The sequence below is a fragment of the Hydrotalea sandarakina genome (genome assembly GCF_003254115.1).
GTDB lineage: Bacteria > Bacteroidota > Bacteroidia > Chitinophagales > Chitinophagaceae > Hydrotalea > Hydrotalea sandarakina.
Window position 1 is genome coordinate 235,899 of the sequence record NZ_QKZV01000005.1, and the last position, 13,856, is coordinate 249,754.

The 13,856-nt window shown below is 37.4% G+C and carries 15 protein-coding genes; 9 read left to right on the forward strand and 6 right to left on the reverse strand.

The window, feature by feature from the left end; translation table 11 throughout:
* Positions 1-37 precede the first annotated feature (37 nt).
* The 4 genes from LX80_RS09335 (at position 38) to LX80_RS09350 (ending at position 3,945) form a co-directional block, all read left to right on the forward strand.
* Positions 38-688 (forward strand): tetratricopeptide repeat protein, encoded by a 651-nt coding sequence (locus LX80_RS09335; protein ID WP_111295562.1) that lies wholly within the window; start codon positions 38-40, stop codon positions 686-688.
* Between the two features lie 61 nt (positions 689-749).
* Positions 750-1,148 carry a hypothetical protein gene (locus LX80_RS09340; RefSeq protein ID WP_111295564.1) on the forward strand — a complete coding sequence of 133 codons (399 nt, stop codon included), beginning with the start codon at positions 750-752 and terminating at the stop codon, positions 1,146-1,148.
* Between the two features lie 165 nt (positions 1,149-1,313).
* Positions 1,314-3,491 (forward strand): TonB-dependent receptor, encoded by a 2,178-nt coding sequence (locus tag LX80_RS09345; protein WP_111295566.1) that lies wholly within the window; start codon positions 1,314-1,316, stop codon positions 3,489-3,491.
* Between the two features lie 226 nt (positions 3,492-3,717).
* The gene (locus LX80_RS09350) at positions 3,718-3,945 is read left to right on the forward strand and encodes a YgaP family membrane protein (RefSeq protein WP_111295568.1); all 228 of its coding nucleotides are present in this window, start codon (positions 3,718-3,720) and stop codon (positions 3,943-3,945) included.
* Between the two features lie 65 nt (positions 3,946-4,010).
* Here the strand turns inward: LX80_RS09350 and pgl are convergent, their stop codons facing one another.
* Positions 4,011-4,742 (reverse strand): 6-phosphogluconolactonase, encoded by a 732-nt coding sequence (gene pgl / locus LX80_RS09355; RefSeq protein WP_111295570.1) that lies wholly within the window; start codon positions 4,740-4,742, stop codon positions 4,011-4,013.
* On the opposite strand from pgl, the gene LX80_RS14480 reads away from it, so the two are divergent.
* A complete protein-coding gene (locus tag LX80_RS14480) occupies positions 4,741-4,884 on the forward strand; it encodes a hypothetical protein (protein WP_170120427.1) in 144 nt (47 codons plus the stop codon). The two genes, pgl and LX80_RS14480, sit on opposite strands and share 2 nt — an antisense overlap.
* Here LX80_RS14480 and zwf read toward each other — a convergent pair.
* On the reverse strand, positions 4,856-6,379 hold the full coding sequence (gene zwf, locus LX80_RS09360; protein ID WP_111295572.1) for a glucose-6-phosphate dehydrogenase: 1,524 nt from the start codon (positions 6,377-6,379) through the stop codon (positions 4,856-4,858). The two genes, LX80_RS14480 and zwf, sit on opposite strands and share 29 nt — an antisense overlap.
* Before the next feature lie 44 nt (positions 6,380-6,423).
* Positions 6,424-7,836: an NADP-dependent phosphogluconate dehydrogenase gene (gndA, locus tag LX80_RS09365; RefSeq protein WP_111295574.1), complete on the reverse strand. Its 1,413-nt coding sequence runs from the start codon at positions 7,834-7,836 to the stop codon at positions 6,424-6,426.
* 126 nt (positions 7,837-7,962) lie between these two features.
* Between gndA and LX80_RS09370 the strand changes: the two genes are divergently transcribed.
* Together LX80_RS09370 and LX80_RS09375 are read left to right on the forward strand one after the other, a co-directional pair.
* Positions 7,963-8,307 (forward strand): carboxymuconolactone decarboxylase family protein, encoded by a 345-nt coding sequence (locus tag LX80_RS09370; protein ID WP_111295576.1) that lies wholly within the window; start codon positions 7,963-7,965, stop codon positions 8,305-8,307.
* A gap of 60 nt (positions 8,308-8,367) precedes the next feature.
* Positions 8,368-9,402: a 2-oxoacid:ferredoxin oxidoreductase subunit beta gene (locus tag LX80_RS09375; protein WP_111295578.1), complete on the forward strand. Its 1,035-nt coding sequence runs from the start codon at positions 8,368-8,370 to the stop codon at positions 9,400-9,402.
* Positions 9,403-9,473: 71 nt separating this feature from the next.
* On the opposite strand, the gene LX80_RS09380 is transcribed toward LX80_RS09375, so the two are convergent.
* Positions 9,474-10,166, reverse strand: coding sequence for a hypothetical protein (locus tag LX80_RS09380; RefSeq protein WP_111295580.1), 693 nt, complete (start codon positions 10,164-10,166; stop codon positions 9,474-9,476).
* A gap of 113 nt (positions 10,167-10,279) precedes the next feature.
* The gene (locus LX80_RS09385; protein ID WP_111295582.1) at positions 10,280-11,179 is read right to left on the reverse strand and encodes a cupin-like domain-containing protein; all 900 of its coding nucleotides are present in this window, start codon (positions 11,177-11,179) and stop codon (positions 10,280-10,282) included.
* 188 nt (positions 11,180-11,367) lie between these two features.
* On the opposite strand from LX80_RS09385, the gene LX80_RS09390 reads away from it, so the two are divergent.
* Positions 11,368-11,976 carry an L-threonylcarbamoyladenylate synthase gene (locus LX80_RS09390; RefSeq protein ID WP_111295584.1) on the forward strand — a complete coding sequence of 203 codons (609 nt, stop codon included), beginning with the start codon at positions 11,368-11,370 and terminating at the stop codon, positions 11,974-11,976.
* 7 nt (positions 11,977-11,983) lie between these two features.
* Here LX80_RS09390 and LX80_RS09395 read toward each other — a convergent pair whose 3' ends face one another.
* Positions 11,984-12,559, reverse strand: a complete 576-nt coding sequence (locus LX80_RS09395; RefSeq protein ID WP_111295586.1) for a ribonuclease HII — start codon at positions 12,557-12,559, stop codon at positions 11,984-11,986.
* A gap of 104 nt (positions 12,560-12,663) precedes the next feature.
* Here LX80_RS09395 and LX80_RS09400 point away from each other — a divergent pair, with 104 nt between their 5' ends.
* Positions 12,664-13,731, forward strand: a complete 1,068-nt coding sequence (locus tag LX80_RS09400) for a COX15/CtaA family protein (RefSeq protein WP_245898031.1) — start codon at positions 12,664-12,666, stop codon at positions 13,729-13,731.
* The last annotated feature ends 125 nt before the right edge of the window (positions 13,732-13,856 follow it).

Below are 13,856 nucleotides of genomic sequence, written 5' to 3' on the forward strand. Positions count from 1 at the left end.
TTTTGCACCCTATCTTTGCAGCCCATAAAAAACAAGTATGAAGTTTTACAACCTGATTATTAAATATAGATTCTGGCTAGGCATTTTAGCATTGATTTTAGCGGTAATAGTTACCATTACCAGTGGTTTTTGGCCGGCCTTCGTATTGTATTTATTGGCTGTAATTGCCATTTTTACCCATTTCTTTATTGGGCCACTGCGTTTAATTCAGGACCCCATGGAACAAGGAAATGTAGAAGAAGTAGAAAAAATATTGAATTCCATTTGGTTTCCCAACTTATTATACAAACCTGTTCGCTCAACCTACTTTACCATTAAAGGTAATTTAGCCATGATGAACCAGGATTTTGATACAGCCGAAAAACACCTGAAAAAAAGTAATGATTTGGGTGCCCCCATGCCGGAAGCAGAAGGCGCCAATAAATTACAATTGGGCATGATGGCTATGCAAAGAGGCGATTTAAAACAAGCCGAAAGTTATATGCGTGCAGCTATACGTTTAGGTATTCCCGATAAAGAAAGTGAAGCTGTTGCATTTTTAGGCATGTGCCAAATTTTTATGAACAAGCGCGAATTCAGAGCTGCTAAAGACTATTTTAGAAAAGCCAAAGCCTGTAAGCCCAAAACCAAGCAGGTGGTTGATCAGATAAAAGAAATAGAAAAATATATTTCACGTATTCCCGGTTAATTAACCTATTGAATAGTATATGTATTCGCAAACAATATTGCTAAATGGGCTAAAAAAAATAATGACCTTATGCCTAATTACAGCTTTTAGTTTGCATACATTGGTTACTTTACCCAACCATATAAACGCAGGTAGAAGTTTTATTGCTTTGTACAATTACTGCTTGCAAGAAGACGACAATTTGAATTTATTAGAATTCATTGGCGAAAAATTATTATTAGCCGGATTTGACCCCACCGAACAACAGGAAACACACAACAATGGCAACCATCCTTTTTTGCCGGTACCCAATACTGCCGCCATTAGTTTTTCTATTTTATTTTTTCAGAACGTAAATACTTTCAATAATAGCATTTGTTTTATTTCACAACAACCCTATACCGTTGTTACTGCTTTTAATGGCCTTTCTACCGGCTACGCAGGCAATGTATTCCACCCCCCCTTACGCATAATTGGTTAAGCAACACTGCCATGCAATGGTAACGTTTCAGCATTCAAAAAATGCTTATTGAAAACGGCTACACATTATGATTGTTGATGCAGGTTAAAAAATATCGTTTTCACAATAACACCAACGGTATATCCCTGCCGTAAACTTTTATCCACTTTATTAACTTAAATACCCATGTTACGTATCTATATTACGTTATTACTCATACTATTTTATGAAGCAACCCTTTCGCAGCAAATAGTGCGTGGGGTAGTATTAGATAGTGCAGGAACGCAGCCATTAAGTGGCGTTACCGTTAAACTGCCTGAGATAAAACAAACAACCATTACCGATAGCACCGGGCATTTTATTTTTCGTTTAAACACCTCTGAACTAAAACAAAAAATTCGCTTCAGTTATACCGGTTTGGCCAATAAAGATTCTACTATTCAATTACCCGGAAAAGGGGAAGTAATGCTGCATGTACATTTACAGCATACAACCAACCAATTAGCCGATGTAATAGTGGTAGCTGCTTCAAAAACCAATTCAAGAATGGAAGATTTGCCGACCAGAGTAGAAGTAATTGGCACTGAAGAAATTGAGGAAGAAACGCAAATTAATCCGGGCAATATGTTGGGTTTATTAGGCGATGTGGCAGGCATACAAGTACAACAAACCAATGCCGCTACCGGCAATGCCGATTTACGTATTCAAGGCCTACCGGGCAGGTACACGCAAATACTGCGCGATGGAATGCCCTTATTTGCCGGTTATTCAGGCAGCTTTGGCTTGTTACAAATACCACCTTTAGATTTAAAGCAGGTTGAATTAATTAAAGGTGCAGCTTCTACTTTATATGGTGGTGGCGCCATTGCCGGTATGATGAACTTAGTTTCTAAAACGCCGAAACGTAACCAACCCGAAAACAGTATTTTATTGAATAGAACTTCCTTATTGGAAAATAACGTAAACCTGTTTTCATCTGCCCGAAATAACCATTTGGGCTATACTTTATTTGCGGGTGGCAATACACAAGAAGCCGTCGATATCTATCACAATGGCTTTAGTACAGTACCCAATGTAAAAAGCTTATTTATACATCCGCGGATATTTGTTTACAACAATGCCAATAGCACCTTCATTGTAGGTTATACACTCAATGCAGAAGACCGAAAAGGGGGCGATATGCAAGTGTTAGAGGGAAAAGCGAACACAGCCCATCAGTTCTTCATTCAAAATAAAAGCTTACGCAATACCATTGACGCAGATTGGGAATACCAATTAACCAACGGAGCACATCTTAGTTTGAAAGGCACAACCAGTTTATATAACCGTAAGGTACTTACTGATTTATTTGGCATGGAAGCCCATCAAAATTTATGGTACAGCGAATTGGCTTACAGCAAAAAAAATGAACACCATAACTGGGTTGCCGGCTTAAATTTTAACGGTGATGCCTTTGTGAAAAAGCAACCGGAAAGTACTTTATTAACCAATGAAAATGGTTATACCATAGGTGCCTATGTACAAGACGATTGGAAAATTACCTCCCATTTAACGGCTGAGGCGGGAATGCGGTTTGACTACCACAGTGTATATGGCAATTTTTTATTGCCGCGTATATCGTTCATGTATCGGTTTAGCCCGCAACTTACCGTTCGATTGGGTAGCGGCATGGGTTATAAAACTCCTTCTTTATTTTCGGGCGATGTAGATGAACGTTTTTACCGTTACCTGGCAGGATATAAACCCGGTACCATTGCAGAAAAAAGTGTTGGTGCAAACTTTGATGTTAATTATAAATGGCGTACCGATGAATGGCAGTTCACTTTGAATCAAAGCTTTTTTTATACCGCCATTCAGCACCCGCTGCTATTAGACTCAATAACGAACCCCTATAATATGCGTTGGTATAATGCAGCACAAAATATTACTACTGCCGGTTTTGAAACCTATTTGCAGGCAAGAGAGGATGAAACCGAATTATACCTTGGTTACGTATATACCAATACTAAGCGGCAGTATGATGCTCAGGCGCCAAATTTTCCGTTGATAGCCAAGCATAAAATTGCAGCTTTGGCCAATATTGAGCCGGTAGATAATGTTAGAGTAGGGTTAGAATTATCGTACACCGGCCAACAATATTTGGATGACGGCAGTAGCACCAGAGGTTATATACTTTCTGCTGCCATGCTGAATTATCGTTTTAAAAAAATATCATTTGTATTAAATTGTGAAAATCTATTTAACTTTAAACAAGGCAATTACGGACAGTTGGTTTATCCACCTTATACCAATCCGGTATTCAGTGATATTTGGGGACCGCTGGAAGGTAGAGTTTTTAACTTTTCAGTGCAGATAAAATGGTAGTAATCCTTTACAAATGATTAAAGTCATTTTATACCGCCCAACAACTGCATAATTTTACTGAAACATGAAGCTAATTTGGTTGCGCCTTTTAATCATTTGTATTTTATGTGCTTTATTGGCATGGGGTGTAGCCGGCATTATTCAATATTTTTTACCTGATAATTATTAGCGAACTAAATAACCAAAATATTGTTGAAAATCATTCATTAAAAAAAACACCTAGCATATGAAAAAAAACATGGGCGCCGCCGATCGCATCATACGCATTATAGTGGCTATAGTATTGGCCATTCTGTTTTTTACCCATACCGTTACCGGTACAGCAGGTATTGTTATTATTATTATTGCAGCAGTATTTTTAGCTACCTCATTTGTGGGCTTTTGTCCTTTGTACACCATTTTTGGTATTAAAACCTGTAAGGTTCATCCTTCTGAACACAAGCAGGCATCCTAAAGTTTTAAAGTAAATAGCATAGCGTTTAAAAAAACCCGGTTTTGAAAATTCAACCGGGTTTTTATTTAAACAGAAGGTGTTAGTAGTGCTGTAGCTGCCGCATCGGCAAACCAATGCAAGCTACCCTTAGGCTGAATAATTTGCGAAGGATATTGATCTACATTGCTTGGCCCTTCCAATACTGCTTTTAATGCATGGGCTTTATTGCTACCGGTAGTTATAAATGCCACATGTGCCGATTGGTTTACGATGGGTGCCGTTAATGTAACCCTATACATATCTTGAGCAGCCAACCATAATGATGTAACCCATTTTTGGGTTTCATGAATAACATTTGTTCCGGGAAATAACGACAAGGTATGTCCGTCATCGCCCATGCCCAATAAAACCAAATCGAAACTAAAGGGTTGGTTATTGAAGTATTTATGCAAAATGGCTTCATAGGCTTCAGCTGAAGCTTCCGGCGTAATGTTTTCCGTTTGCATAATATGTATTTGTTCCTTTTTAACAGGAACACTATTCAACAAAGTATCAAAAGCCATTTTAGCATTGTTGCGCTCATCATTAAAGGGAACAAAGCGTTCATCGCCCCAAAAAAAATGCAGCTTATCCCATTCAATTTTATTGCGGTAAGTTGGTGAGGCTAATAACAGATGTAAACTTTTAGGCGTATTACCACCTGACAATGCTATGGTAAATCTGCTCTGTTTTTTCAGCGTATCGGCAATCAACTCTACCATCCAATTGGCAACAGTATGCATTAGTGCATCTACTGAGGGTTCAACATGAAGCGGCATGGTGCGTTTATTTTTAATTCAAAAATTTATTTTACAACAAGGCCATTCCGTTAGTATTACTTTAAACACCTATAATGGCTGCCTGCCAATCATCAACCTTATTAGTTGGGCAGTTATTCCTTATGCACAACAGGTAAAGTAATCCAGTTATGACCGTCACGGGCAATTAATGCTTCTGCATCTTCGGGCCCCCAGCTATCAGGACTATAATTAGGGAAGTTGGCCGGTGGTCGCATTTGCCAGGTTTCTAAAATGGGCATAATAATTTTCCAGGCAGCTTCTACCTGATCATCACGCATAAACAAAGTAGCATCGCCTTGCATTACATCCAACAGCAAAGTTTCATAAGCTTCAGGCTCGTGTCCGTCGTAGGCATCTGCATAGCTGAAAATCATGTCCACGGGGTTCAGTGTAAAATCCTGCCCGGGCTTTTTAGCCTGAAAACGCAAGCGAATATCCATATTGGGTTGAATGCTCAGGGTAAGGCGGTTAGGACGCCAGGTATCGGCCGATTCGGGTGGAAAAGCAAACTTTGGTGCTTGCTTAAACTGAATGGTAATGGTAGTTGTTTTTTCATGTAAATATTTGCCGGTGCGCACATAAAAAGGCACATCTTGCCAGCGCCAGTTATCAATAAAAAACTTAACAGCGGCAAAGGTTTCCACATTTGAGTTGGGATTTACATTGTCTTCTTCTCTATAGCCTTTCACTTCCTTGCCCTTCATCCAACCGGAACTGTACTGTCCTCTTACTGCATGCTCATGCACCTGATCGCGGGTTATTTTTCTAATAGCATTTAATACATCAACTTTTTTGTTACGAATTTCATTGGCATCAAAGCTTACCGGTGCTTCCATGGCAATCATACAAATTAGTTGAAGTATGTGGTTTTGCACCATATCGCGCAAGGCACCACTGTTTTCGTAATACCCTCCTCTTTCTTCAACACCCACAGTTTCTGCATTGGTAATTTGCACATGGTCAATATACCTTCTGTTCCAAATAGGTTCAAATAAAGCATTGGCAAAGCGAAAAACCAGAATGTTTTGCACTGTTTCTTTTCCTAAATAATGGTCTATACGGTAAATCTGTTCTTCTTTAAACATGCTTTTTAATAAAGCATTCAATTCATGTGCACTTTGCAAATCGTGCCCAAAGGGTTTTTCAATTACTATGCGAACGCATTCAGCAATATCATCTAAATTGAGTTTGCCTAAACTGGTTGCAATGTCGGGAACCAATTGAGGGGCTACTGCCAAATAGAATATAACTTGTGGTTTAATAGACCATTCAGATTGTTTAGCTGCTGCAAATTCTTTTAATTTATTGTAAGCAGTTGTGTCTTCACCATCCATTGAAATATAATGAATATTCTGACTGTATTTATCCCAGTGTTGTTGTGATTTAGGATCGCTTTTACTGCGGCTGTATAAGTCAATACCCTTCCATAATCTTTCTCTAAAATTTTCATCACTGTATTGGCTTCTACCCAATCCTACAACAGCAAATTTCTCGGGCATATATCCGTCTAAAAACAAATTATATAAGGCGGGTGATAATTTCCGTTGATTTAAATCACCGCTACCTCCAAATATAAAAATGATGGTAGGCGGTGGAAGCAAATTTTCATTTGACATAACCTAAAAATTAAACTTTGAAAAAATAATGTATCTGTTAATAACTAATCCCATTGTGTGTGAAAGATGCCGGGTTTATCAATGCGTTGATAAGTGTGCGCCCCAAAATAATCGCGTTGTGCCTGTATTAAATTCACCGGCATTTGGGCATTGGTATAGGCATCTAAATATCCTAATGCACTCATTAATCCGGCTACGGCAATTTTATGTTGCACAGCTTGTACAATTACTTGGCGCAAGGCATTTTCTTTTGTTTGTAATAATTGAGCCAACTGTGTATTTAATAAAATGTTGGACAAATCGGGATTGCTTTGGTAAGCCGTATAAAAATCTTCTAATAAAACAGAACGAATAATACAGCCGCCGCGCCAAATTTTTACCACATCTTTTAGCGGAATTTCCATGTTATACACAGAAGAGGCTTTGTGTAACATAGCTAAGCCCTGCGCATAACAAATAATAATTGCGGCTTGCAATGCGTTTTCGAGCTGCCCAATAAATTCAGTTTTATTAACAGCAATGGGGGTACGTTGTGGTTTAAAAATATTGGCAGCAGCAACGCGTTCATCTTTATACACCGAAATATCGCGAAAAGCAACTGCAATATCAATAGTTGGAATGCTGATAGGAAGGTTCATGGCTTCCTGACTGGTCCATTTACCGGTACCTTTTGAGCCGGCTTTATCTAAAATTACATCTACCAAATCTTTACCGGTATCGGGGTCTTTTTGCAAAAAAATCTGCGCAGTAATTTCAATTAAAAAGCTTTTTAATTGTCCTTCATTCCATTGTTTGAATACTTGGTGTAACTCACTATTGGTTAAGCCTAATCCTGTTTTCAACACATCATAAACCTCGCTTATTAATTGCATAATGGCATATTCAATACCATTGTGTACCATTTTTACATAATGGCCTGCGGCATCTTTTCCCATGTAAGCCACACAAGGTTCACCATTTACTTTGGCAGATACTGCTTCTAATAAAGGTTGCAAATTTTTCCAGGCAGCAACATCGCCACCGGGCATTATACTGGGACCAAAACGCGCCCCTTTTTCGCCACCTGAAACTCCCATTCCTACAAAGTGTAATTGTTTGCTTTGTAAATAGGTTGTTCGGCGTAATGTATCTTCAAAAAACGAATTACCACCATCAATAATAATATCGCCGGGTTGCAATAAGGGTAATAGACTTTCAATTACATCATCAACCGGTTTACCGGCAGGTACCAACATCATTATTTTACGAGGCTGCTCTAATTGTTGCACCATTGCCTCTAAACTACTCACCGCTTTAACCGAATGCTGTGGCGTTGATTCGTTCAACAAGGCAGCACCTTTCTGTTCATCTTTATCGAACCCTATTACCGAAAATCCATGGTCGGCAAGGTTTAATAACAAATTCCTACCCATTGTACCTAAGCCAATCATGCCAAAGTGAAATAAATTGTTGCTCATAACCTATCGTATTAATGCTGCAAATTAAACAATAAAGCCCTAAAAATGCTTTTTGGCACATTACATTTAACTTAATTCGTAACACGCAATCGATTGCTTACAATATTTTTACAAAAAATTTGAATTATGAGCCATATAGTTAATGAGTTTAATGCGTACCGTGAAAAGATGAATGAGGTTATTTTAAGTAAAAACAACCTGGTATTAAAACGTTTATGGAATTTAGATACCAACACGTATGAACCGGGTGTATTAGATGCTGCCACAAAAGAAATGTTGGGCTTGGTAGCCAGCATGGTATTGCGTTGCGATGATTGTATTAAATACCATTTGGGTAAATGTAAAGAATTGGGCATAAGCACCGAAGCTATTTATGAAGTTTTTGCAGTGGCGAATATAGTGGGCGGAACTATTGTAATACCTCATACCCGCCGTGGAGCTGAATATTGGGAAGAATTGCAAAAAATTTAATGAACAGCCATAGGAATTACGTAAATTCGTTAATCTTTATTTTCAATTAAATCTTTATCCATGAGTGCAACTGCAGCTCCGGTTAATTTAACCGCCAAAGATTTTGCCACCGATCAGGAAGTGCGCTGGTGTCCGGGATGTGGCGATTATTCTATTTTAGCACAAGTACAAAAAGTAATGCCAACTTTAGGTATTCCTAAAGAAAATTTTGCCATTATTTCCGGAATTGGTTGTAGCAGCCGTTTCCCCTACTATATGAATACGTTTGGCATGCACTCCATTCATGGACGTGCTACTGCCATTGCCAGTGGTTTGAAAGCTGCACGTCCCGACTTAAGTGTTTGGATTGTAAGCGGCGATGGCGACAGTATGAGTATTGGTGGCAACCATACCATTCATTTACTGCGCAGAAATTTTGATGTAAACTTTTTGGTATTCAATAACCAAATTTATGGGTTAACCAAAGGGCAATATTCACCTACTTCGGAAGAACATAAAATAACTAAATCAACCCCTTACGGTAGTATTGACCATCCGTTTAATCCACTGGCTTTAGCAATGGGTGCAGATGGTACTTTTATTGCCCGCAGTATGGACCGCGACCCCAAGCACTTGCAGGAAACCCTTACCCGTGCTGCTAAACACAAAGGAACATCGTTTGTAGAAATATACCAGAACTGTAATATTTTTAACGATGGCACTTTTGAAATTTTTACTGAAAAAGCAACCAAATTAGACGAAGGGCTTTATTTAGAGCAGGATAAACCCTTAATTTTCGGTGCTAATAAAAATAAAGGCATTCGCCTAAATGGCTTGCAGCCGGAAGTTGTTGAATTAGGCAATGATTTTTCTGCCGATGATTTGTGGATACATGATGAACATGATTTTTACAAAGCGCAAATTTTAGTACGCATGTTTGATGACCCACACAAAACCGGTACGCATTTTCCACGTCCGTTTGGTGTTTTTTATGAAACATCAAGGCCTTGTTATGAAGATGAAATGGCATTACAAATTGAAGAGGTAATTACTTCAAAAGGCAAAGGCGATTTAGATAAATTGCTTCGCGGCCGAGAAGTATGGGAAATTGCATAATCTTGCATTTTTATATATAACGAAAAGCCATTACCGTTGTGTAATGGCTTTTATTTTGAATATTATGTTGCTTACTGAATAATCCACCTAAAATTAAGGGTTATAGCATTTAAAATATTGCTGGCCGTTACAGTACTGTTGAAGGCAAATGAATTGCCAATATTGGGTGCTGTTTGATAGTTGTTTCCAATAATATTGGCTCCATCATTTTTTTGATGCGAAAATGTTGCCGTTAAAAAATTAGTCAATGAAATATCTACCAAAAAATTCTTTTTTATAAAGTACGCAATGCCGGGATAAGCAAATGCACTAATGTTATAGACATTTGATTTAGTATACATATATGTTGTTGCATAGCTACCCGATTGGTCGTACTTGGTATTATTATACCCACCGGCAATGCCTGCGTCATAAAACAAACTCCATTGCTCATGTATGGGAAAATATTTTCTTCTAAAAAAAGATAAGGAAACATTATTGTAATGATACCGTGCGTAATCGGCCGGTGTTAAACCTGTAGTATTACTTTTTGCAAAAGTATAATTCAAGCCAACTCCATAGCCAACCGTGTTTGTTTTCATCTTTATCCAATCAACACCTAACCCTACACCAAAGGTTTTCCCATTACCATAAGCATTATAAGTATTGTTACTAGAATTAATACTTAATGAAGGTCCTAATAACTGATTACCCGCCACTAATTGAGACCAACTTGTAAATGCAATAACTACACCAATAAATAAAAGGAGTAATTTTTGTTTCATTGAATAAGGTTTTGTTTAGATATAAAAATGATGCATTAACATATAAAAATATATTAATGCATTAAGTAATTAGTTAAATTTTTGTTGATATGAAATTATCAGTGTTGCATAGATTATGAATTACTAAAAACCGGTTGTTGTTGAACATAGGGAGCAGCATGGCGGTAAATGCGTTCTATTTTCCAGTTGTACCAAGACTTTGGAGCAGTTTTTTTCATGAAAGTATCAATGGTACGCATGCCAAATAAATTCCATACACCTTTGGCTTTACCGGCTAAAGAAGATTGCAAGGCACGCAAACTCATGGCAAAGCCACTATCTAAATATTCCATATGGTGCCAATAGCCTGCAGGCATAAACAGGGTATCGCCATGTTCTAAAATTACTTCATAGCCCTTAGCCTGTTTTAAAGCCGGGAAAGCTTCATAGTTTGGCAATCCATTGTCCTTGTAATAGTTACTGAAGTCAGCTAAACTCAATACTTCAAAAGGTTTTCTATACAGTTTATATTGTTCTTCATAAGGAAACAACAACACCCTTTTACGCCCCATGAATTGGGTATGTAAAATGTGGCTTAAATCAATATCAAAATGCATGTGGGTAATGGAGCCTTCACCACCGGTAAATAACATGGGATATTTTTTTACAAAGCCTTTCATTAATTCATCGGGCCAAGTAAAATCATTAATTAATTGTGGTGCGTGTTCAAAAATATTAAATAAGAAGATGCGCCATCCGGCAGGCCCTTTGCGAATCATATCAATATATTCTCCAAAGGTTTTATAGTCGTCGGCTTTATTAACGGGTGTATAAGCATCACTTTTTACGTTATTGTACAATGCCACTTTATGGTGACCTAATAACGCATTAAAATAATCCCAATTCCATTTTTCATATGCCGGCCACTGATGGCTCAAATTTTTAATAACCAAAGGTTTTAAAGGCGCATAATATTGTTGTTGAAAATCAACACCCGAAATTTCATTAACTACATCAACCGGTTGTAACTGCATACGCAAGATTTATCTGCAAAAATAAATACAAAAATATAATTTCATTATTGATAGAATTGATGATTGATTGAGGTGTATTATATGTATGCCCGCCAAAATGAAGTAAGCAAGCTTTTTAAATCCATAAACGTCTTATTTAAACATGATAAACCATATCAGCATTTGCATTTTACGTATTAACTTTAACTATGCTTTTAAAATTACATCCACAAAATCCTGAGCCCAGGTATTTGAATATTATTAAAGAATGTTTGTTAGATGGTGGCGTAATTATTTACCCTACTGATACAATATATGGGTTAGGTTGCGATATTTTTCAACACAAAGCCATTGAACGTATTGCCCGTTTAAAACATATTGATACACAGAAAGCACAACTTAGTTTTGTTTGTTACGACCTAAGTGATTTAAGCAAATACACAAAAAGTATTGATACGCCTTTGTATAGAATTTTAAAAAAATATTTGCCGGGGCCTTATACTTTTATTTTACCTGCCAGCAAACAGGTACCTAAAATTTTGCAAAGTAAAAAAAATACCATTGGGTTAAGAATTCCCAATAATACTATTGCTTTATCTATTGTGCAACAATTGGGCCATCCTTTATTAAGCGCTTCATTACCCGGCGAAAAAGTAGAAGAATATACGGACCCCGAAATTATTTATGCCAATTTTGAGAAATTGGTAGATATAGTAATTGATGGTGGTATAGGCGGCATAACTCCATCAACTATTATTGATTGTACACATGATGGTTATGAAGTAGTTCGTATGGGTGCAGGGGAATGGGAAGAATAACCCGAGTTTATATATCAAAACTTTTTCGGTGGTACTTACACAAGCCAAACTGAATAATGGCTTTACGATGTTCAGCCGTACCGTAGCCCTTGTTTTTTTGCCAATTATAGTAAGGAAACTGTTGGTGTAATTGCAGCATAAATGCATCGCGGTGGGTTTTGGCCAAAATGCTGGCCGCGGCAATGGCAGCATATTTTCCATCACCTTTTACAATGCAATGATGGGCAATGCCTAAATAGGGCTTAAATCGGTTGCCATCAATTAATAACAATTCTGGTTTTACAGATAAGCCGTCAATGGCCAAATGCATGGCCTTGTAAGTAGCTTGTAAAATATTAATATTATCAATTTCGTCATTATCAACCATTGCTACCGACCAGGCTATGGCTTGTTGTTCAATTACAGTTCGTAAAATTTCGCGATTGTTTTCTGTTACTTGCTTACTATCGTTTAACAAAGGATGATAAAAATGAGCAGGCAAAATAACGGCCGCTGCAAACACAGGACCTGCATAGCATCCCCTACCGGCTTCATCGCAGCCTGCTTCATAAATATTACTATTGCTAAATGTACTTGCCAACATATTGTACACCTGTTTCCCTGCAAAAATGCATTTCTTTTCATCAAAAAATAAAAAATGCTGCCGGCATAATACCTTTGCGGCAACGCAATTAAAAAGTTAAAAGCATGATGCAACAGGAAGAAAAATCGCGAATATGGGTATCAAACTGGTTATTTGTGGGCGTAGCAATGCTGGTAGTTCAGGTAATTTTAGGCGGAATTACACGCTTAACCGGTTCAGGTCTTTCAATTACGGAATGGGACCCAATTATGGGTGCTATTCCTCCCACCAGTGAAAGTCAATGGCAGCATGCTTTTCAGCAATACCAACAAATTGCTCAGTTCAAATACATGAACTATAACTTTACACTAAGCGATTTTAAACACATTTTCTTTTGGGAATGGTTTCACCGCCTTTGGGCTAGAAGTATTGGAATTGTATTTATTATTCCCTTTGTTTACTTTATTATTAAAAAGCACATTAAATCGTGGATGATTCAACCATTAATAGGCCTGTTTATTTTGGGTGGCTTTCAAGGATTAATTGGTTGGATTATGGTTAAGAGTGGATTGAATGATGAAAACTTATATGTAAGCCATATAAAACTGGCCATTCATTTCATTGCAGCCATGGTATTAATTGTTTATACTTTGTTGTTTGCATTAATGATTCGTGTGCCACAGCGCGAAAAAGTAGTTAATCCTTCATTAAAAAAATTCACCATCGTTATTATAATTATTCTTTTTATACAATTATTATATGGAGCATTCATGGCAGGTTTAAAAGCCGCCAGTGCTGCCCCAACCTGGCCTACCATTAATGGCATGTGGATACCCGATGCTTTTGGAAACAGTCCTTTACAACAAAGTTTATTTTTCAATAAAATCACCATTCATTTCATCCATCGCACCTTGGCATACATTTTACTGATATTAATTATATTTTGGTATGCCAAAACAACGAATATTAAACAATCGCAATGGTTTAGTTTCACAAAACAATTGGCAATAATTTTAGTTTGTACCCAAGTTGTATTGGGTGTTGCAGCCGTATTAAGCAGTACAGGTATTGTATTAGGGAAATTTGGATTATTTGAGTGGTTGGCTGAACTACATCAAACCATTGGCATGTTGTTATTACTCACCATGATTGCCAATAGTTACTTATTATTGTTTAGACCCGCTCAATCTTAAATCACTTGTACCAACAATTGGTTATTTTATGGTTTGCCATTAACTTTATAAGTAATACACAATGATAAATTGAAGGACAATGCATGCACGTTGGTGTATAACCTCCTTAATTTATCATGGCTTTA